The organism is Pseudomonas sp. S2_B10, from assembly GCF_054668425.1.
Genome location: NZ_CP162768.1, coordinates 2,573,208 through 2,593,848, shown reverse-complemented (window position 1 = coordinate 2,593,848; position 20,641 = coordinate 2,573,208). Strand labels below are relative to the sequence as shown.

17 protein-coding genes are annotated in these 20,641 nt (G+C 62.9%); 12 read left to right on the top strand and 5 right to left on the bottom strand.

Annotation, left to right across the window (positions count from 1 at the left end):
- Window positions 1-2 precede the first annotated feature (2 nt).
- The gene (ptsP, locus tag AB4O45_RS11650) at window positions 3-2,282 is read left to right on the top strand and encodes a phosphoenolpyruvate--protein phosphotransferase (protein ID WP_041476855.1); all 2,280 of its coding nucleotides are present in this window, start codon (window positions 3-5) and stop codon (window positions 2,280-2,282) included.
- 122 nt (window positions 2,283-2,404) lie between these two features.
- On the opposite strand, the gene AB4O45_RS11645 is transcribed toward ptsP, so the two are convergent.
- Window positions 2,405-3,151 (bottom strand): NRDE family protein, encoded by a 747-nt coding sequence (locus AB4O45_RS11645; RefSeq protein ID WP_460161417.1) that lies wholly within the window; start codon window positions 3,149-3,151, stop codon window positions 2,405-2,407.
- A gap of 130 nt (window positions 3,152-3,281) precedes the next feature.
- On the opposite strand from AB4O45_RS11645, the gene AB4O45_RS11640 reads away from it, so the two are divergent.
- The 3 genes from AB4O45_RS11640 to AB4O45_RS11630 all read left to right on the top strand — a co-directional run bounded on the left by AB4O45_RS11640 (window position 3,282) and on the right by AB4O45_RS11630 (window position 5,981).
- Window positions 3,282-4,064: a sulfite exporter TauE/SafE family protein gene (locus AB4O45_RS11640; protein WP_016772682.1), complete on the top strand. Its 783-nt coding sequence runs from the start codon at window positions 3,282-3,284 to the stop codon at window positions 4,062-4,064.
- Window positions 4,065-4,143: 79 nt separating this feature from the next.
- Window positions 4,144-4,959, top strand: coding sequence for a prolipoprotein diacylglyceryl transferase (gene lgt, locus AB4O45_RS11635; protein ID WP_016772683.1), 816 nt, complete (start codon window positions 4,144-4,146; stop codon window positions 4,957-4,959).
- 50 nt (window positions 4,960-5,009) lie between these two features.
- Window positions 5,010-5,981 carry a thymidylate synthase gene (locus AB4O45_RS11630; RefSeq protein ID WP_056786272.1) on the top strand — a complete coding sequence of 324 codons (972 nt, stop codon included), beginning with the start codon at window positions 5,010-5,012 and terminating at the stop codon, window positions 5,979-5,981.
- Between the two features lie 47 nt (window positions 5,982-6,028).
- On the opposite strand, the gene cadR is transcribed toward AB4O45_RS11630, so the two are convergent.
- Window positions 6,029-6,478: a Cd(II)/Pb(II)-responsive transcriptional regulator gene (gene cadR / locus AB4O45_RS11625; RefSeq protein ID WP_016772685.1), complete on the bottom strand. Its 450-nt coding sequence runs from the start codon at window positions 6,476-6,478 to the stop codon at window positions 6,029-6,031.
- Between the two features lie 84 nt (window positions 6,479-6,562).
- Here cadR and AB4O45_RS11620 point away from each other — a divergent pair, with 84 nt between their 5' ends.
- From AB4O45_RS11620 to AB4O45_RS11590, 7 genes are all read left to right on the top strand, one after another.
- Complete coding sequence (locus tag AB4O45_RS11620) at window positions 6,563-8,818, top strand: heavy metal translocating P-type ATPase (RefSeq protein ID WP_457264972.1); 2,256 nt, start codon at window positions 6,563-6,565, stop codon at window positions 8,816-8,818.
- A gap of 13 nt (window positions 8,819-8,831) precedes the next feature.
- Window positions 8,832-9,695: a LysR family transcriptional regulator gene (locus AB4O45_RS11615; protein WP_353188321.1), complete on the top strand. Its 864-nt coding sequence runs from the start codon at window positions 8,832-8,834 to the stop codon at window positions 9,693-9,695.
- Window positions 9,696-9,916: 221 nt separating this feature from the next.
- On the top strand, window positions 9,917-10,993 hold the full coding sequence (locus AB4O45_RS11610) for a putative 2-aminoethylphosphonate ABC transporter ATP-binding protein (RefSeq protein WP_110599954.1): 1,077 nt from the start codon (window positions 9,917-9,919) through the stop codon (window positions 10,991-10,993).
- Window positions 10,993-12,717, top strand: coding sequence for a putative 2-aminoethylphosphonate ABC transporter permease subunit (locus tag AB4O45_RS11605; RefSeq protein WP_130928470.1), 1,725 nt, complete (start codon window positions 10,993-10,995; stop codon window positions 12,715-12,717). The genes AB4O45_RS11610 and AB4O45_RS11605 overlap by 1 nt, the downstream gene beginning before the upstream one ends.
- A gap of 37 nt (window positions 12,718-12,754) precedes the next feature.
- The gene (locus AB4O45_RS11600; protein WP_073471011.1) at window positions 12,755-13,780 is read left to right on the top strand and encodes a putative 2-aminoethylphosphonate ABC transporter substrate-binding protein; all 1,026 of its coding nucleotides are present in this window, start codon (window positions 12,755-12,757) and stop codon (window positions 13,778-13,780) included.
- Window positions 13,781-13,906: 126 nt separating this feature from the next.
- A complete protein-coding gene (locus AB4O45_RS11595; RefSeq protein ID WP_460161416.1) occupies window positions 13,907-15,040 on the top strand; it encodes a TIGR03364 family FAD-dependent oxidoreductase in 1,134 nt (377 codons plus the stop codon).
- Window positions 15,037-15,594 carry a phosphonate degradation HD-domain oxygenase gene (locus AB4O45_RS11590; RefSeq protein ID WP_150742968.1) on the top strand — a complete coding sequence of 186 codons (558 nt, stop codon included), beginning with the start codon at window positions 15,037-15,039 and terminating at the stop codon, window positions 15,592-15,594. The genes AB4O45_RS11595 and AB4O45_RS11590 overlap by 4 nt, the downstream gene beginning before the upstream one ends.
- A 163-nt stretch (window positions 15,595-15,757) precedes the next feature.
- Here AB4O45_RS11590 and AB4O45_RS11585 read toward each other — a convergent pair whose 3' ends face one another.
- Both AB4O45_RS11585 and AB4O45_RS11580 read right to left on the bottom strand, forming a co-directional pair.
- On the bottom strand, window positions 15,758-17,143 hold the full coding sequence (locus AB4O45_RS11585) for a GTPase/DUF3482 domain-containing protein (protein WP_460161415.1): 1,386 nt from the start codon (window positions 17,141-17,143) through the stop codon (window positions 15,758-15,760).
- Entirely contained in the window at window positions 17,136-18,509 is a 1,374-nt protein-coding gene (locus AB4O45_RS11580) for a DUF2868 domain-containing protein (protein WP_460161414.1), read from the bottom strand. The genes AB4O45_RS11585 and AB4O45_RS11580 overlap by 8 nt, the downstream gene beginning before the upstream one ends.
- 85 nt (window positions 18,510-18,594) lie before the next feature.
- Between AB4O45_RS11580 and AB4O45_RS11575 the strand changes: the two genes are divergently transcribed.
- Window positions 18,595-19,107 carry a dihydrofolate reductase gene (locus AB4O45_RS11575; RefSeq protein ID WP_125925423.1) on the top strand — a complete coding sequence of 171 codons (513 nt, stop codon included), beginning with the start codon at window positions 18,595-18,597 and terminating at the stop codon, window positions 19,105-19,107.
- 93 nt (window positions 19,108-19,200) lie between these two features.
- Here AB4O45_RS11575 and AB4O45_RS11570 read toward each other — a convergent pair whose 3' ends face one another.
- Window positions 19,201-20,592 carry an L-cystine transporter gene (locus tag AB4O45_RS11570; protein WP_056786302.1) on the bottom strand — a complete coding sequence of 464 codons (1,392 nt, stop codon included), beginning with the start codon at window positions 20,590-20,592 and terminating at the stop codon, window positions 19,201-19,203.
- Between the last annotated feature and the right edge of the window lie 49 nt (window positions 20,593-20,641).

The following is a 20,641-nucleotide window of genomic DNA, read 5'->3' as shown; positions in this document are numbered from 1 at the left end:
CCATGCTCAATACGCTGCGCAAGATCGTCCAGGAAGTTAACTCCGCCAAGGATCTCAAGGCGGCGTTGGGGATTATTGTGTTGCGCGTCAAAGAGGCCATGGGCAGCCAGGTCTGCTCGGTCTACCTGCTTGATCCGGAAACCAATCGCTTCGTCCTGATGGCCACCGAGGGCTTGAACAAGCGCTCGATCGGCAAGGTCAGCATGGCCCCCAACGAGGGTCTGGTCGGTCTGGTCGGCACGCGTGAAGAACCCCTGAACCTGGAAAACGCTTCGGTTCACCCGCGCTATCGCTACTTCGCCGAAACCGGTGAAGAGCGTTACGCCTCGTTCCTCGGTGCACCGATCATCCACCACCGCCGCGTCGTCGGCGTGTTGGTCATCCAGCAGAAAGAACGCCGCCAGTTCGACGAAGGTGAAGAAGCCTTCCTCGTGACCATGAGCGCGCAGCTTGCTGGTGTAATCGCCCACGCCGAGGCCACCGGTTCGATCCGTGGTCTGGGCCGGCAGGGCAAGGGCATTCAGGAAGCCAAGTTCGTCGGCGTACCGGGTTCGCCGGGTGCTGCCGTCGGTACCGCCGTGGTGATGCTGCCGCCGGCGGACCTGGACGTGGTGCCGGACAAGACCATCACCGACATCGACGCTGAGCTGGCGCTGTTCAAGACTGCCATCGAAGGCGTGCGCGCCGACATGCGCGCCTTGTCCGCCAAACTCGCGACCCAACTGCGCCCGGAAGAGCGCGCGTTGTTCGACGTCTACCTAATGATGCTCGACGATGCCTCGCTGGGCAGCGAAATCACCACGGTGATCAAAACGGGGCAGTGGGCTCAGGGCGCGCTGCGTCAGGTGGTCACTGAGCACGTCAACCGTTTCGAACTGATGGACGACGCCTACCTGCGCGAGCGTGCTTCGGACGTCAAAGACCTTGGCCGCCGCTTGCTCGCCTATCTGCAGGAAGAGCGCCAGCAGAATCTGGTCTACCCGGAAAAAACCATTCTGGTCAGCGAAGAGCTGACGCCGGCGATGCTCGGCGAGGTGCCGGAAGGCACGCTGGTCGGTCTGGTTTCGGTACTCGGTTCGGGTAACTCTCACGTCGCGATTCTCGCCCGAGCCATGGGCATTCCGACAGTGATGGGCCTGGTCGATCTGCCGTACGCCAAGGTCGACGGCATCGAAATGATCGTCGACGGCACCCGTGGCGAGGTCTACACCAACCCGAGCGAAGTGCTGCGCAAGCAGTTCGCCGAAGTCGTCGAAGAAGAGAAACAACTGGCGCTGGGCCTCGACACCCTGCGCGACCTGCCGTGCGTGACCCTCGATGGTCACCGCATGCCGCTGTGGGTCAACACCGGCCTGCTCGCCGATGTGGCGCGGGCGCAGAAGCGTGGCGCCGAAGGGGTCGGCCTGTACCGCACCGAAGTGCCGTTCATGATCAACCAGCGCTTCCCGAGCGAGAAGGAACAGCTGGCGATCTACCGCGAACAGCTCGCCGCGTTCCACCCGCAACCGGTGACCATGCGCAGCCTCGACATCGGCGGTGACAAATCGCTGTCGTACTTCCCGATCAAGGAAGACAACCCGTTCCTCGGCTGGCGCGGTATCCGCGTCACCCTCGACCACCCGGAAATCTTCCTGGTGCAGACCCGCGCAATGCTCAAGGCCAGCGAAGGCCTGAACAACCTGCGGATTCTGCTGCCGATGATCTCCGGCACTCACGAACTCGAAGAAGCCCTGCACCTGATCCACCGCGCCTGGGGCGAAGTGCGCGACGAAGGCACCGACGTGCCGATGCCGCCGATCGGCGTGATGATCGAGATCCCGGCAGCGGTGTACCAGACCAAGGAACTGGCGCGGATGGTCGACTTCCTCTCCGTCGGCTCCAACGACCTGACCCAGTATCTGCTGGCGGTAGACCGCAACAACCCGCGCGTCGCCGACCTCTACGACTATCTGCACCCGGCGGTGCTGCAAGCCCTGCAAACCGTGGTCACTGACGCCCACGCCGAAGGCAAACCGGTGAGCATCTGCGGCGAGATGGCCGGTGATCCGGCGGCGGCGGTGCTGTTGATGGCGATGGGTTTCGACAGTCTGTCGATGAACGCCACCAACCTGCCGAAGGTGAAGTGGATGTTGCGTCAGGTGAACCTGAGCAAGGCGCAGGAGATGCTGGCGGAACTGATGAAGATCGATAACCCGCAGGTTATCCACAGCTCGCTGCAACTGGCGCTGAAGAATCTCGGGTTGGCCAAGATGAATTCGCCGGTGGTGACCAAGGCTCTCTAAAAGGCTGATGCCCTCTTCGTCGGAACGCCGCCCGGAGCAGGCTCGCTCCCACAGGGATTCGTATCGATCACGAAACCCAGGTGGGAGCGAGCCTGCTCGCGAAGGCGCCAGTTCAGGCACCGCTAAACCACAATCTCCACCTCGCCCAAATGCCCGCCATACGGCCCAAAGCTGCGCTCCACCATCCGCCGCGTTCCGTCCGCCTGCACAACCAACGCTGTACTCGCCCGCGTCCCATAACTCTGGCTGGCAATAAACACGCTCGACAGCAACGACTCCGTCGCCATGCCCACCCCGGTATCCGGCAACTCCGCCTCGGGTGCGGTCTGCGCATCGCTCAGCAAGGCCAGCAAGCGCTCAGGCTGCGGATCGTCCAGCACCGCGCTCAACGCCGCCCTGGCCTTGAGCAGTTTCGGCCACGGCGTATCCAGCCCCGCGTTGGATAACCCATAAACTCCAGGCTGCAACATCACCGGCTCTGACGCTCGTGCATTGAAATGCCACAACTCATGGGCATTGCCCAGCAGCAGATTGAACCCGGCATATTCGGCGGCACGAGCCACCACATCGCTCAAATAATCATCAATCGACAGATCACTCGTGAGAAACCGCGCTACCAGCTCGCCCCGGGATTTGGTCGCGGGCGGCTGTTGCGGATCGCGGATATTGGTCAGCGCTGCGAAGCGTCCGTTGCTGCCTATCCCCAGCCAGGTGCCGCCGGCTTCAAGGTCGCGCCCGGCATGCACCTGCGGCGCTTCTGGCCAAGGTGCCAATGGCAGGCTGGGGCGGGCGTAGAACTCGTCGCGGTTGGCCGCGACGACCAGCGGCTGGGCATGGCCCGGGCGCCAGGCGAAAACAATCAGGCACATAAGGTGGTCCTTGTGTGTTTTTTGCCCACTCTACGCATCCGGCGTCCGTGCATCCATCGCCAGTGGAGCAGAAGGCTGCGCATCCGTTAACATGCCGCTCCTGTTTTGCCGATGCGTGCTGGAGACGGTCATGGAATTTCTGCTCTACCTGGCGCTCGGTGCCTGTGCGGGCGTGCTCGCCGGGCTGTTTGGCGTTGGCGGCGGGATCATCATCGTCCCGGTGCTGGTGTTCAGCTTCACTTTGCAGGGCTTCGATCAGTCGATTCTTACGCACCTGGCGGTGGGCACGTCGCTGGCGACGATCATATTCACCTCGGTCAACGCCGTGCGTGAACATCACCGTCGTGGCGCGGTGCGCTGGGCGATTTTTCGCTGGATGACCGTGGGCATTCTGCTCGGCGCCGGTTTCGGTGCGCTGACCGCAGAAGCCATCTCCGGGCCGAACCTGCAAAAGATCATCGGTGTGTTCGCTCTGGTGATCGCCGTGCAACTGGCGCTGGATGTCAAACCCAAGGCCAGCCGAACGGTACCGGGCAAACTCGGTCTGACTGCCGCCGGTACGGTGATTGGCTGGGCGTCGGCGATTTTCGGTATTGGCGGCGGCTCGCTGACCGTGCCGTTTCTGACCTGGCGCAGCGTGCCGATGCAGCAGGCCGTGGCGACCTCATCGGCCTGTGGTCTGCCGATCGCTCTGGCCAGTGCAGCAAGTTTCATGATTCTGGGGTGGCACGATCCGTTGTTGCCGGCCCATAGTCTCGGTTTTGTTTATCTGCCGGCATTGTTGGGCATCGCCCTGACCAGCATGGTCTTCGCTCGGCTCGGCGCGCGTCTGGCGCACAGGTTGTCGCCGCGCTTGCTGAAAAGGCTGTTCGCCGCTTTGCTGTTCTGCGTGGGTTTGAGCTTTCTGCTCTGACCGCGTGGCAATCCTGGCTTAATCCTGAGGTGGCAGCGTCACCCGGGAATTTTGCTTTCAACTCTAACAAGGAGTCGCAATGCTGCCTTACCCGCAGATCGACCCGGTGGCCCTGGCCATCGGTCCGCTGAAAATCCACTGGTACGGTCTGATGTACCTGATCGGCATCGGCGGCGCGTGGCTGTTGGCGTCGCGCCGGCTCAACCGCTTCGACCCGACCTGGACCAAGGAGAAACTCTCCGATCTGGTGTTCTGGCTATCGATGGGCGTGATCGTCGGCGGCCGTCTGGGTTACGTGCTGTTCTATGACCTGAGCGCGTACCTGGCCAACCCGACGCTGATTTTCGAAGTGTGGAAGGGCGGCATGTCGTTCCACGGCGGATTCATCGGCGTGATGCTCGCGGCCTTGTGGTTCGGCAAGCGCAATGGCAAGTCGTTCTTCCAGCTGATGGACTTCGTCGCGCCGATGGTGCCGATCGGCCTGGGCGCCGGGCGCATCGGCAACTTCATCAACGCCGAGTTGTGGGGCAAGGCGACCGACGTGCCTTGGGCAATGGTGTTCCCGCCGTTCAGCGATCCGGCGCAGTTGCCGCGCCACCCGTCGCAGCTGTATCAGTTCGCCCTCGAAGGCGTGGCGCTGTTCCTGATCCTGTGGATCTTCTCGCGCAAACCGCGCCCGACCATGGCGGTCTCCGGCATGTTCGCGCTGTTCTACGGCATCTTCCGTTTCATTGTCGAGTTCGTCCGCGTCCCGGATGCTCAGCTCGGCTACTTGGCGTGGAACTGGCTGACCATGGGCCAGGTGCTCTGCGTGCCGATGATTGTCGGCGGGCTGTTGCTGATCTGGCTGGCCTATCGTCGCGCCCCGGCAGCGCCGCTCGCGCCGACGGCTTAAACTACGAACCCCGGCGCGCGACGCCTGGGCTCCAAGGACACAGGTAACTCATGAAGCAATATCTCGAACTGGTCTCGCACGTCATTCAGAACGGCACCAAGCAGGCCAACCGCACCGGTATCAACACCATCAGTTTCCCGGGGGCGATGCTGCGTTTCGATCTGCAGGAAGGCTTCCCGGCGATCACCACGCGCAAAATGGCCTTCAAATCGGCCATCGGCGAGATGTGCGGGTTTCTCCGTGGCGTGAACAACGCCGCTGAATTCCGCGCGCTGGGCTGCAAGGTCTGGGACCAGAACGCCAACGAAAACGCGCAGTGGCTGGCCAACCCGTTCCGTCAGGGCGACGACGACCTCGGTGAAATCTACGGCGTGCAATGGCGCAAGTGGCCGGCGTACAAGCAGATCCCGCTGAGCAATACCGCCGCCATCGAACAAACCCTGAGCAACGGCTACAAGCAGATCGCCCAGGGCGAAGAAGACGGCCAGGCCTACGTCGTGCTGTACAAGGCGATCGATCAGGTGCGCCAGTGCGTCGACACGATCATCAACGATCCGGGCAGCCGCCGCATCCTGTTCCACGGCTGGAACGTCGCCCAGCTCGATGAAATGGCCCTGCCGCCATGCCATCTGCTGTACCAGTTCCACCCGAATGTCGAGACCAAAGAGATCTCGCTGACCCTGTACATCCGCTCCAATGATCTGGGACTGGGCACGCCGTTCAACCTCACCGAAGGCGCCGCACTGCTGAGCCTGATCGGTCGCCTGACCGGCTACACGCCGCGCTGGTTCACCTATTTCATCGGCGATGCGCACGTCTACGAAAACCACCTGGACATGCTCAACGAACAGCTCAAGCGCGAGCCGTTTGCCATGCCGAAACTGAAAATCTCCGACCGCGTGCCGGAGTTTGCCAAGACCGGTGTGTATCAGCCGGAATGGCTGGAATTGGTTGAGCCGAGCGATTTCTCGCTGGAAGGCTATGAGCACCACCCGCCAATGACCGCGCCGATGGCGGTCTAGTCACCAATGATCGTTCCCACGCGGAGCGTGGGAACGAGCTTCGCCCGTCAGTGGCCGTGGCTACGGCCTACGTGGGAGTGTTCGACTTCGGTTGCGACAACCCCGCCACTCACTTCCAGCCGCTGCAAGATCCCGCATTGATCCGCCTCCGGCCCTTCGCCACAGCGTTGGCGCAGGTCGAGCAGTTGTGTCTGCAAGGCCAGCAAGCCATCAATCCGCGCCTTCACATGCTGAATATGTTCGTCGATCAGCGCATTGACGCTCTCGCACTGATCCTGCGGGCTGTCGCGTAGGGCGAGCAGGCTGCGGATTTCTTCGAGGGTCATGTCGAGGGTGCGGCAGTTGCGGATGAAGGTCAGGCGCTCGGCGTGGGCTTGGGTGTAGACGCGATAGTTGCCGTCGCTGCGCGCCGGTTCCGGCAGGAGGTTTTCGCGCTCGTAGTAGCGGATGGTTTCAACCGCACAGTCGGTGAGTTTCGCCAGTTCGCCGATCTTCATGACCGCCATCTCCAAAAGGGTGCTTGACCCTATAGTGGCTACAGGGTCTTTACTTGGCAACAGGCACCTTCATGGACGCGACCAATGAGCGATTCCCTGCACACCCACAAGCCCGGCGACGGTCACGATCACAGTCATAAATTGCAGCCCGTGCATAAACATGCGCATGGCGGCGATTCCTGCTGCTCGTCAAAAGCCGCCGCACCTGCGCGGGTGCAACTGAGCGAAAAGACCAGCGCCGACGCGCGCCTGAGCAGCTTCCGCATCGAGGCAATGGACTGCCCGACCGAGCAGACGCTGATCCAGAACAAACTCGGCAAACTGGCCGGGGTGCAGCAACTGGAATTCAACCTGATCAACCGCGTACTTGGCGTGACCCACAATCTGCCGGGCACCGAGCCGATCACCGAAGCGATCAAGTCCCTCGGCATGCACGCCGAGCCGCTCGAGGCGGGTGTCGACGCGCCAGTACCGGCAGCGGTGAAAAAACACTGGTGGCCATTGGCGCTGTCCGGCTTGACCGCGCTGGGCGCCGAAGTCATTCATTTCACCAGCGCCGCGCCGGACTGGGTGGTGGCAGTCGTTGCGCTGGTGTCGATCCTCAGCGGCGGCCTCGGCACTTATAAAAAGGGCTGGATCGCCCTGAAGAACCGCAATCTCAACATCAATGCGCTGATGAGCATCGCCGTGACGGGCGCGATCCTCATCGGCCAGTGGCCGGAAGCGGCGATGGTGATGTTCCTGTTCACCGTCGCCGAGCTGATTGAGGCGCGCTCGCTGGATCGTGCACGCAATGCGATCAGCGGCTTGATGCAGATGACCCCGGAGCAGGCCACGGTATTGCAGGCTGACGGCAACTGGCGCGAACAAGAGGTAAAAAGCGTCGATCTCGGCGCCCGCGTGCGGGTGAAACCCGGCGAGCGCATCGCGCTGGACGGCGCGGTGGTCAGCGGCAGCTCGACCATCGACCAAGCGCCGATCACCGGCGAAAGCCTGCCGGTGGAAAAAACCGTCGGTGACAAAGTCTTCGCGGGCACCATCAATCAGGCCGGTTCGCTGGAATACACGGTGACCGCTGCGGCGAACAATTCGACCCTGGCGCGGATCATTCACGCCGTCGAACAGGCCCAGGGCGCGCGGGCGCCGACGCAGCGTTTCGTTGACCAATTCTCGAAAATCTACACCCCGGCGGTCTTCGTCTTCGCCTTGGCCGTGGCGATCATCCCGCCGTTGTTCATGGGCGCGGCGTGGTTCGACTGGATCTACCGCGCGCTGGTGTTGCTGGTGGTTGCCTGCCCGTGCGCACTGGTGATTTCCACCCCGGTGACCATCGTCAGCGGCCTCGCGGCAGCCGCGCGCAAGGGCATTCTGGTCAAGGGCGGCGTGTATCTGGAGGGCGGCTTCAAGCTTGATTATCTGGCGCTGGACAAGACCGGCACGATCACCCACGGCAAACCGGTGCAGACCGATTACCTGTCACTCGACCCGACGGCCGATGCCAGCGCACCGGCAATCGCCGCCGCGCTGGCCGGGCGCTCCGATCACCCGGTGTCGCTGGCGATTGCCAACGCCGCTGTGGATAAAAACCTCGCCGCGCTGACTGTGGATAACTTCGCCGCGCTGGGCGGGCGGGGCGTCAAAGGCGACATCAACGGCCAGACTTATCACTTGGGCAACCATCGTCTGGTCGAAGAGCTTGGCCTGTGCTCACCGCAGCTGGAAGAGAAGCTGTTCGCCCTGGAAAAGCAGGGCAAATCCGTGGTGTTGCTGCTCGACAAATCAGGCCCGCTGGCGCTGTTCGCCGTGGCCGACACGGTCAAGGAAACCAGCCGCGAAGCGATTCGTCAGTTGCATGAACTCGGGGTGAAAACCCTGATGCTGACCGGCGACAACGTCCACACTGCCGAGGCGATTGCCGCCCAGGTCGGCATCGACGAGGCGCGCGGCGATTTGCTGCCGACCGACAAGCTGCAAGCCATTGAAGATTTGTACAAGCAGGGCCACCGGGTCGGTATGGTCGGCGATGGCATCAACGACGCCCCGGCACTGGCCCGCGCCGAGATCGGTTTCGCCATGGCCGCCGCCGGCACCGACACCGCGATCGAAACCGCCGATGTCGCACTGATGGACGACGATCTGCGCAAGATCCCCGCATTCATCAGCCTGTCGCGCAACACCGCCAGCATCCTGAAACAGAACATCGCACTGGCGCTGGTGATCAAGGCGATCTTTCTTGCGGTAACCTTTGCCGGGCTCGCCACCATGTGGATGGCGGTGTTTGCCGATATGGGTGTGAGCCTGCTGGTGGTGTTCAACGGTTTGCGCCTGCTGCGCAAATAGATGAGGAAAGAGTGTGCTGAGTGCCGAGCTGAAAGCGTTTTACATGGTCGCCCGCCTGGGCAGCATTACGCTGGCGGCGAAAAAACTCGGCCTCAGCCAACCGACCGTGACCACGCAAATCCGCAATCTGGAGAGTCAGTATTCGGTGGAACTGTTCTACCGTGGCGGGCGCCGCTTAAGCGTCAGTGACGAAGGCGCGCGCTTGCTGCCGATGGTCAAGACCCTATTGCAGCAAGAGGCCGACATCGAGTTCTTTCTGCGCAATAGCGGGCAAGTGCAGGGCACGCTGCGCATTGCCGCGACGGCGCCGTATTACATCCTCGATCTGGTGAAGACCTTCCGCGAGCGTTTGCCGCAGGTGGAAGTGTCGGTGGAAATCGGCAACTCGCAGCAGGTCCTGGAAGCGCTGGAGGATTACCGCGTGGATGTCGCGGCATCGTCGCAGTTGCTCGACGATGCACGGTTGATTCGCCGGGTGCTCGGCACCGATCCGCTGGTGCTGGCGGTGCATCGCAATCATCCGTTGGCCTCGCTGGAGCATGTGACGCTGAACGCGCTGGCCGGGCATACGTTGTTGATGCGCGAGCCGGGTTCGACCACGCGGCGGTTGACCGAAGAGTTGCTGGTCAGCGCCGGAGTGAGCTTCGGGCCGCTGTTGGAAATCGGCAGCCGCGAGTCGATCCGCGAAGCGGTGCTGCGCAATATCGGCATCAGCATCATCGCCCGCCAGGAAGTGCCGCATGATCCGCAGTTGCGCGTGCTGACCATCGAGAATGCGCCGCAGATTCCGGAGTATCTGTATTGCCTCAAAGAGCGCAAGGGTGCGCGGTTGCCGGCGGCGTTTCTTGGGTTGGCCCAAGAGATGTCTCCTGCGTAATGATCGTTCCCACGCTCCGCGTGGGAATGCAGCCCGGGACGCTCTGCGTCCCAAAAGCCGAACGCGGAGCGTCCGATGAGGCATTCCCACGCAGAGCGTGGGAACGATCTGCAGTGAACCAAAATCCCCAAATACCACTATCAGCGGTTTTTGCCTCGCTGCCACATGACGGACGCATTACAACTCTAGGATTGGCCTCATCCGTTTGATGAGGCCTGTCCATGAATCCTGCCATCGCAACTGCCCTGACCAACCCCGGCGCGCCGATGAAAGTGCGCGGCGTGCACAAGCGTTTCGGTGCGTTCACTGCGCTGGATAACGTTTCCCTCGATGTCGCCGCCGGCGAACTGGTGTGCCTGCTCGGTCCATCGGGCTGTGGCAAGACCACGTTGCTGCGCTGCATTGCCGGGCTGGAGCAGCAGGACAGCGGCGAGCTGTATCTGGGCGATCGCGATGTCTCGCATCTTGCCCCGCAAGCGCGGGATTACGGGATTCTGTTCCAGTCCTACGCGTTGTTTCCCAATCTGACGGTCGAGGCGAACATTGCCTACGGCCTCGCCGGCAGCGGTCGCGATGAAGTGCGCCGGCGTGTCGGTCAGATGCTGGAACTGGTCGGCCTCAGCGGCAGTGAGAAAAAGTATCCAGGCCAATTGTCCGGCGGTCAGCAACAGCGAGTAGCGCTCGCTCGCGCATTGGCGCCGGCGCCGTCGCTGCTGTTGCTCGACGAACCGATGTCGGCCCTCGACGCGCGGGTGCGCGAGCATCTGTGCACCGAGCTGCGTCAGCTGCAACGCAATCTCGGCATCACCACGCTGATGGTCACGCACAATCAGGACGAAGCGATGCTGATGGCCGATCGCATCGCGGTCATGAATAACGGCCGCGTCGAGCAGTACGCCACCCCGCAGGAAATCTACAACCGCCCGGCCACGCCGTTCGTGGCCGAGTTTGTCGGCCAGGGCAACTGGCTGCCGTTTCAGCGCAGCAGCGACAGTCACGCCAAGGTTGGCGGGATGAATCTGCGCTTGGCCGAGGGCAGCGTGCACGGCGCTTCGGGTCGACTGTTCTGCCGCCCGGAGGCGATCAACGTCAACCCGCTGGTGCACGAAGAGAACCTGTTCCCGGCCAAGGTTCGCGAAATCACTTTCCTTGGCAACCGCTGCCGGATGAGCTTCGAACTCGATCAACTGCCGGGCCATGCGCTGCTCGCCGAGCTCGCGCCAGAAGCCATGCCGCGCCTCGGCGCCCAGCAGATCATGGTCGCCTTGCCGCCGCGCAGTTTGCAGGTGTTCGCCTGATGAACAGCAACCTCGCGCTGCCGCTACCGCACAAGCAGGTGCGACAGTCCTCGAAAGCCGAGATCGGCGATCGCCTGTTCGTGCTCGGCGGCAAAGTCCTCCTGCTGGTGTTGCTCGGCCTCGCGGTGCTGCTGCCGTTGCTGGCGATCTTCTGGCGCGGCTTCAGCAACGACGCCGGGCAGGGCGGCGGCTGGCTCGCGGCGAAAGAGTTGGTGACCAGTGCCAATTTCCATTGGCTGCTCGGCAACAGCCTGAAAGTGTCCCTCAGCGTGGCGGCCATTGTCGTACCGCTGGCCTACCTGTTTGCCTACGCGCTGCAACGCACGCTGATTCCGGGCAAAGGCATCTGGCGCGGAATCTCCCTGCTGCCACTGATGGCGCCGTCGATGCTGCCGGGGATTGCGCTGGTTTATCTGTTCGGTAATCAGGGCATGCTGCGCGGACTGCTCTCGGACAATATCTATGGATTCTGGGGCATTGTGCTGGGCGAGGTGATCTACACCTTTCCCCATGCGCTGATGATTTTGCTCTCGGCATTGTCGCTGGCCGATGCGCGGCTGTTCGACGCCGCATCGAGCATGGGCGCCAGCCCGGCCAAGGCGTTTCGCAGCATCACTTGGCCGGCGACTCGGCAGGCAGTGTTCGCCGCGTTCTGTCTGGTGTTCACCCTGACCATCACCGATTTCGGTGTGCCGGTGGTGGTCGGTGGCGACTATCAAGTGCTGGCGCTGGAAGCCTACAAAGCCGTGGTCGGCCAGCAGCAATTCGGTCGCGGCGCGTTGATCGGCATGGTGCTGTTGCTGCCGGCGCTGTTCAGTTTCGGTGTCGATGCGTGGTTGCGTCGCCGCCATGGTGACTCGATGAGCGGACGCGCGCAGGTGTTCAAACCGCTGCCGTCCAAGCTGCGCGACGGCTGCTATCTGGCCATTGTTTTGCTGATTTGCGCCGCGCTGCTGCTGGTGTTCGGCATGGCGGTGTTCTCGTCGCTGGTGAAGTTCTGGCCGTACAACCTGTCGCTGTCGCTCAACCACTATCAGTTCAACGAGACCGCCGGCGGTGGCTGGCTCGCCTACGGCAACAGTCTGAAAATGGCGCTGGGCACCGCGCTGATTGGCAGCGTGCTGATTTTCACTGGCGCCTATCTGATGGAGAAAACCCGCACTCAGCGCGGGCTGAACCTGGTTTTGCGCATGCTCAGCTTCGTGCCGATGGCGGTGCCGGGATTGGTGCTGGGTCTCGGCTATGTCTTCTTCTTCAACCTCAGCGGCAACCCGTTGCACGTGCTGTACGGGACGATGACGCTGCTGATCGTCTGCACCATTGCGCACTACCTGACCACCGCACAAATGACCGCGACCACCGCGCTGCGCCAGCTCGACGCCGAGTTCGAAGCCGCAGCGCTGTCGCTGAAGGCGCCGCTGTACCGGCATTACCTGCGCGTCACCGTGCCGATCTGCCTGCCGGCGCTGCTGGACATCGTGCGCTACCTGTTCGTCTCGGCGATGACCACGGTTTCCGCTGCGATCTTCCTTTACAGCCCCGACACCATCCTCGCGGCGGTGGCGGTGCTGAACATGGATGACGCCGGCAACGTGGGCGGCGCGGCGGCGATGTCGACCCTGATTCTGTTCACCTCGGCCGGCGTGTCGCTGCTGCTGGCGTGGGCTTCGCGCGGCCTGTTGCGCCGCTCCCAGGCCTGGCGGCAAACCGCGCCCGGTCACTGATTGCAAACCCGATCAACTCATCTACAGGAAAACGCTCATGTTCAAGCCTATGGCCCTGGCCGCTGCTGTGCTCGCGACTTTCAGCCTGAATGCCTTCGCGGCAAAAACCGAGTTGACGGTGTACACCGCCCTCGAAGCCGAGCAACTGAAGTCCTACAAGGACGCCTTCGAAAAGGCCAACCCGGACGTCGAGATCAAATGGGTGCGCGATTCGACCGGGATCATCACCGCCAAGCTGCTCGCCGAAAAGGCTCGTCCGCAGGCTGACGCGGTGTGGGGCCTCGCCGCGTCGAGCCTGGCGATTCTCGACCAGCAAGGCATGCTGCAAAGCTATGCACCGAAGGATCTTGGCAAGATCGGCGCGAACTACCGCGACGCCGCCAACCCGCCAGCCTGGGTCGGCATGGACGTGTGGGCCGCGACCATTTGCTTCAACACTGTCGAGGCCGAGAAGCAGGGTCTGACCAAGCCCGTGAGCTGGCAGGACCTGACCAAGCCTGAGTACAAAGGCAAGATCGTCATGCCCAACCCGGCGTCGTCCGGCACCGGTTTCCTCGACGTCAGCGCCTGGCTGCAAACCTTCGGCGAGAAGCAGGGCTGGGCGTATATGGACGGCTTGCACCAGAACATCGGCCAGTACGTTCACTCCGGTTCCAAGCCGTGCAAGCTGGCGGCGGCGGGGGAGTTTCCGATCGGGATTTCCTTTGAATATCCAGCGGTACAGTTGAAACGCCAGGGTGCGCCACTGGACATCATCCTGCCGAAGGAAGGCCTGGGCTGGGAGATCGAAGCGACAGCGGTGATCAAAGGCACGCCGCATGAAGAGGCAGCGAAGAAACTCGCTGACTTCTCCGCCAGCGCCGAGGCGATGGATCTGTACAAAGAGAACTTCGCCGTGCTCGCCCAGCCGGGGATCGCCAAGCCGCAGACCGAATTGCCGGCCGACTATGAGCAGCGTCTGATCAAGAACGACTTTGCCTGGGCCTCGAAGAATCGCGACGAGATCCTGGCTGAATGGCGCAAGCGGTATGACGGCAAGTCCGAGAAAGTTGTCGCCAAGTAACCGGTGCCGATCGTTCCCACGCTCTGCGCGGGAATGAATCCCGTGACGCTCTGCGTCACAAAGGACGCGGAGCGTCCCTGGCTGCATTCCTTTGCTCCGCGTGGGAACGATCATTGAGGTGGCTTCATGACACAACCCAAAGACCTGCTCATCATCGGCGCCGGCATCCTCGGTCTGTCCCACGCCTATGCCGCTGCCAAACGCGGCCTGAAAGTCGCGGTATTCGAACGCACCGCCACGCCCCTTGGCGCTTCGGTGCGCAACTTCGGCCAGGCGCTGGTCACCGGTCAGCCGCCCGGCATCATGCTCGAACTGGCCAAGGCCAGCCGCGAGATCTGGGGTGACTGGGCGCAACTTGCCGGCCTGCAGGTCAAGCGCAACGGCTCATACCTGTTCGCCCGCAGCGAGGCCGAAGAACACCTGCTCGAAGCCTTCTGCGCCGGCCGCGCGGTCGAGCATGGCTACAACGTCGAGCTGCTGCGCGGCGCAGCGTTGCGTGATCTGTATGGCGGCCAGTTCAGCCATCACCGTGCCGCGCTGCACGGTGTCGATGATCAGCAGCTGTACTCGCGCGAAGCGATTCCGGCGCTGATCGATTATTTGCGCCGCGACCTGGGCGTCGAGTTTCACTTTTCCACGCTGGTGCGCGACGTCGAGCCGGGGCGACTGCGCAGCACTGCCGGTGAGTTCTGCGCCAAGCAGATCATCGTCTGCTCCGGCCACGACTATCAGACCCTACTGGCCGAGCCGATTGCTGCGCTCAATCCGCAGATCTGTCGTCTGCAAATGCTGCGGGCCAAACCGCAGGTCGATCTCAATCTGCAACACGCCGTGCTCACCGGCCTGAGTTGCGTGCACTACGGCGCTTTCGCCGATCTGCCGCAAGCCGCAGCGGTGCAGGCGCAGATCCTCCGTGAACAACCGCAACTGCACGCTAACGGCATTCACTTGCTGATCAGCCCGACACCGTATGGCGAACTGATCATCGGCGATTCGCATCATTACGGCAGCGATGCGTCACCGTTCAACGCCGAACAGGTCGACGACTGGATGCTCGAACTTGCCGAGCAGACGCTGGGCTGCCAGGTGCAAGTGGTCGAACGCTGGCAGGGCGTCTATGGTGCTCGTGGGCCTGGTCCGTTTTCTTTCCTGCGCCCGGCACCGGGCCTGAGCGTGGCGCTGATGCACACCGGCGTCGGCATGAGCGTCGGCCCGGCGCTGGCCGAACGCAACATCGCGCAATTACTGGAGGAGGCATGAATCACGAACAGGTGATCGCCCGGGTGTTCGGCCTGTATGAACGCTTCGGCGCCAGCGATTACATCGGCGAACCGGTGTCGCAGCTCGAGCACATGTCCCAGGCCGCAGAATTGGCCATGGCTGAAGGCTGTGACGATGAAGTGGTGCTGGCGGCGTTCTTTCATGACATCGGCCATTTGTGTGCCGAGGGCGCGGAAAACATGGGCGGTTATGGCGTGGTCAGCCATGAACGGCTCGGGGCCGATTATCTGCGTGAGGCAGGTTTCAGCGAACGGCTGGCGCGACTGGTGGAATATCACGTTCAGGCCAAGCGCTATCTGACCTTGCGCGAGCCGGGCTATTACGCACGGTTGAGTGAGGCGAGTCGCAGGACGCTGGAATATCAGGGCGGGGTAATGAGCGCGGCTGAGGCGGATGCGTTCGAGGCTGATCCGTTGTGTGCGCTGAGTCTGCGCATGCGGTGTTGGGATGAGTTGGCGAAGGAGGTTGCGGTGCCGCTGGTGGATCTGAGTGTGTTAAAGCGCAAGGCTGAGAAATTGTTGTCGGCTGAGTGATTGCAGCCCTCACCCCAGCCCTCTCCCGGAGGGAGAGGGAGCTGATCTCCATGCTTTTCAAACCTGAGTTCGACTGGATATCTCAGGTCGGTGTATGACCCAAGAGCAACACAGTCGGCCCCCTCTCCCCTCCGGGAGAGGGCTGGGGTGAGGGGGTAGCGATCTAAAGCTCAAGCACCCGATCAACCAACGCCTCAACCTGCACCTGCCTTTCCGCCTGATTCAACTTCGCCTGCGGATTGAGCGACGACCACTGCGGATGCGCGCGCGCCTTGTTCAGCGCTTCCGGCAACTTGCCTTCGCGCCAGGTCTTGTCCAGAGGCGTGGCCACCTGAATGCTGTCCATCGCCGCATGCCCGCGCTGATCTAGGGCCAGCAGCAACTGGCGCTGGCGCAACGCCAACAGGCGCAGCACGGCGTCATCCACTGTCAATTCCCGCTGGCCTTTGATCTTGCCGAGCAGGCGACTGCCATAACTGCGCGCGGTTTGCAGTGCGCCACCGGCAATCGCGCCGGCCAGTGCCGCCGCGCCAAGGGTAATCCCGCCGACCAGCAAATCCACCCCAGCCCCGGCCGCTGCACCGGCAGCAATGCCGCCGCCGACGCGCACGCCGAGTTGCTTCAGGGTTTCCGGGTTGAACAGATCATCGCCCCAGCGCCCGTCGAGCAACGGCAAGTCACTGGCCGCCGCGTCCTGCGGGCGAAACGCGTAGAGCTTGAGCAGCGTCTCAACGCACTTCTGCTCACGCTGACGTACGGCTTTGCGCAGTTCGCTGATCGCCTGCTGTTCCTGCTCGGCTTCGCTGACCACACTGCGTCGGCACGCAGCGCAGTCGATCAGCAATTCGGCAATCAAGCGCGCGGCGCTTTGCTGACGGGCGAGGCGCTGCGCCTGCTGGTCGGCGATCAACCGCTCCAGTTGCGGCCGGGCGTTTTCCAATAGAAGGGCGAGGCTCTCGTACAAGCGCCGCTCGCCATCCTCGGGCGGCGCGACGCTGTCGAAACGTACCAACGCATGCAGCCCCAACCGCGCCAGCGCTTCACGCCAATCGGGTTCGCGATGGTTGGCGCTGCTGACGAAATTCAGCACCGGCAGCAGCGGTTTGCCGCAACTGGCGAGCACTTCCAGCTCGTCGCGGTACTTGGCCAGCACCGGTTCGCGGGCGTCGATCACATACAGACCGGCATCGGAGGCCAGCAGTTGTCGCAGTACCTTGGCTTCCTGTTCGAAACGCTGGCGCGCCTCGCTGCCGTCGAGAAACCGTGCCAGCCGTGCCGGGCCGTCGAGGCGTTCGCCGGGGCGTTCCAGACGCTCGAGAAAATCCAGCAGGGCGATCGCATCTTCCAGCCCCGGCGTGTCGTACAGATCGAGCAACGGCTCGCCATCCACCGACAACCGCGCGCCTTCGACATGCCGGGTGGTGCTCGGCCGGTGCGAGACTTCGCCGAAGCCGACGTCACGGGTCAGCGTGCGCAGCAGCGAGGTCTTGCCGACGTTGGTGTGGCCAACCACTGCCAGTTTCAGCGGGGCCTTGCGTGCATCAGTCATGTCCGCTCTCCAGCCAGTTCATCGGCGCGCAATCGGCGAATGGCAGTTCCAGCTGTTGCAGCGCCGCGTGCCAGTCACCCAGACGTTGCCCGTCCAGCGCTTCGCCGGGTGGCGCTTGCAGCAGCCAGATGCGAGTGGCGCCGGCGTTGCGCGCGAGTTCGGCGATCAGCGCGAGGCTGCCGCGATCCGGCGAACGTCGCGGATCACAGGCGATGGCCAGCCGCGCTGGCGGGAAGCGACTGAGTTGCTCGAGCAGTTTGTGCCGCGATTCGCGACTGTCGAGGATGCCCGCGTTGCTGACGTTTTTCGGCAGCGCGGGTGGCCATGGACGCTGTTCGTCCAACTCGATCGCCACCAGCAGCGCGCCTTCACTGGCCAGTTCGCCGATGTTGCTTTCGACGCGATGCAGTTGCGCCGGCTCCGGGTCGTTGACGCCAAGGCGCTCGCTGGTTGGCATTAACCGTTCGCGCAGTTGCGCGTAGCCGGGCAGGTTCAGATCCAGGCGCAGCGCGGCTTTGCCGCTGTTCCAGCGCCACAGGCACAACAGCGCGAGCAGCAGGCGCGGCAGCACGCCGTAGACCACCAGCACACCGACCAGCCAGGTCGCCCAGGCTTGTCGTGCGCTTTCAATATCCAGTGCGCCGTCGCCGCTGGCGCGGATCATTTCCTCGGTCGGCACATTGAAGCCGAGCAGCGACGGCAGATAGCCAAGGGCCTGGGTGACATGGATAAAGGTGTCGGCGCCGAGGATCGTGGTTTCCCAGACAAAGCCGTAGCGCCGCGTGGCCATCAGGGTCAGCAACAGAATCAGCGCGCTGAGCATCGCCAGCAGCCACAGGCCATTGACCAACGCGCCGAGCGCCCAGCGGTTGAGTTTCTTGCGTTGCAGCAGCAACAGCAGGGCCGGCGCCAGTTGCGCGGCTTTGGTGTCGCGAGCGAATTTTTCGCTGAGCCACAGCCATAAGCGCCCAAGGGTGGCGCCGTGTTCGCCAGCGAAAATCAAGCCCAGCGCCCAGCTCAGTAGCAAAATCAGATTGATCCCGAGCAGACTGCCCAGCGCCCAGAACACATTTACCGGCGTCTGGCCAAGTGCGGCGAATGCCAGACCGGCGCCGCTGAGCACGGCGACAATCATCAACAGCACCAGCGCCAGACGCGCGCCTTGCAGCCAGTGCTTGAGCGCGGCGGTGAGCCCGTCGCGCTCGGCCAGCCATAGCGCCCGGCGCGCAATGCGGCCCGGCAGATCGCCGCCAGCGGCGCGGGCCAGACGATTGGCTTCCAGATCATCCAGCGGCCCCGCGTGTTCTTCGCGCAGGCGGATGGTTTCGGTGAGCCAGAGGTTTTGCAGTGGAGTCAGTTCAGTCACGCGGCGTCCCGTCGCTAAATCGAGCGCTGAGCATAACCGCTGTGGCGCTTATCGGGGTAAGCGCGGCTCTGGTATCCTCGCCGGCATGACTAAATCACTGCCCCTCAGCCTGATCGCAGCCCTCGGTGAAAACCGCGTGATCGGCGTCGACAACAGCATGCCCTGGCACCTGCCGGGGGACTTCAAATACTTCAAGGCGACCACGCTCGGCAAGCCGATCATCATGGGTCGCAAGACCTGGGATTCGCTCGGCCGGCCGTTGCCGGGGCGCTTGAACATCGTGGTCAGCCGCCAGACCGATCTGCAGCTCGAAGGCGCCGAGGTCTATCCGTCGCTGGAAGCCGCCGTGGCGCGCGCCGAGGAATGGGCGAAAGCCCAGGGCGTTGATGAACTGATGCTGATTGGTGGCGCGCAGTTGTATGCGCAGGGACTGGCGCAGGCCGATCGGCTGTACCTGACCCGCGTGGCGCTGAGCCCGGAAGGGGATGCGTGGTTTCCGGAGTTTGATCTGAGCGAATGGAAGCTGGTGTCGAATGTACCGAATCCGGCAGAGGGCGATAAACCTGCATATAGCTTTGAGGTTTGGGAGAAAGCCTAACAGCTTCGCGAGCAGGCTCGCTCCCACAGGGGAACGCATTTCAGTGTGGGAGCGAGCCTGCTCGCGAAGAGGCCCGCTCAGTCGCTGAGAAGCTTAAGCCTGGGCCAACTCTGCGTGTTCATCGGCATCCAGCAGCGCTTTATCCGTCTGCTGCATGACCTGACTGGTAATCGCCCCTGCGGTAATCGAGCCACTCACGTTCAACGCGGTGCGCCCCATATCGATCAGCGGCTCGACCGAAATCAGCAACGCCACCAGTGACACCGGCAAGCCCATCGCCGGCAGCACGATCAGTGCGGCGAACGTCGCGCCGCCACCCACTCCGGCCACGCCGGCCGAGCTCAACGTGACAATCGCTACCAGCGTCGCGATCCACAACGGATCCAGCGGGTTGATACCGACCGTTGGTGCCACCATCACCGCCAACATCGCCGGGTACAGGCCTGCGCAACCGTTCTGGCCGATGGTCGCACCGAACGAGGCAGCGAAACTGGCGACTGACGACGGAATGCCCAGACGACGGGTCTGCGCTTCGATGCTCAGCGGAATGGTCGCCGCGCTGGAGCGGCTGGTGAAGGCGAAGGTCAGCACCGGCCAGATCTTGCGGAAGAAGCGCAGCGGGTTGATCCCGGCGGCCGACACCAGCACGCCGTGCACGACGAACATCAGGCCCAGGCCGATATACGAGACCACGACGAAACTGCCGAGCTTGATGATGTCCTGCAGGTTGGAACCGGCGACCACTTTGGTCATCAGCGCCAGCACACCGTACGGGGTCAGCTTCATCACCAGACGCACCAGACGCATCACCCAGGCTTGCAGGGTGTCGATGGCGTTGATCACTTTCTGACCTTTCTCGACGTCGTCCTTGAGCAGTTGCAGCGCGGCAACCCCGAGGAATGCGGCGAAGATCACCACACTGATGATCGAGGTCGGCTTGGCCCGGGCCAGGTCGGCGAACGGGTTCTGCGGAATGAACGACAGCAGCAATTGCGGCACATTCAGGTCGGCGACCTTGCCGGCGTAGTCGTTCTGAATGGTTTGCAGGCGTGCCATTTCCTGGGTGCCGGCAACCAGACCTTCAGCGCTGAGGCCGAACAGGTTGGTCAGGCCGATGCCGATCAACGCCGCGATGGCGGTGGTGAACAGAAGCGTGCCGATGGTCAGGAAACTGATCTTGCCCAGCGACGAGGCGTTGTGCAGGCGGGCGACGGCGCTGAGGATCGAAGCGAACACCAGCGGGATCACGATCATTTGCAGCAACTGCACGTAACCGTTGCCGACCAGATCGAACCAGCCGATCGAGGCTTTCAGCACCGGATTGCCGGCACCGTAAATCGTGTGCAGCGCGACGCCGAACGCCACGCCGAGGACCAGTGCGAGCAGGACTTTTTTCGCCAGGCTCCAGGTGGTGTGGCGGGTCTGCGCCAGACCGAAGAGCAGGGCGAGGAACACCAGCAGGTTGAGAATCAGCGGTAGATTCATGAGAACTCCAGTAAAGACTGTGCCAACAGCCATCCGGGGCTGCTGCGAA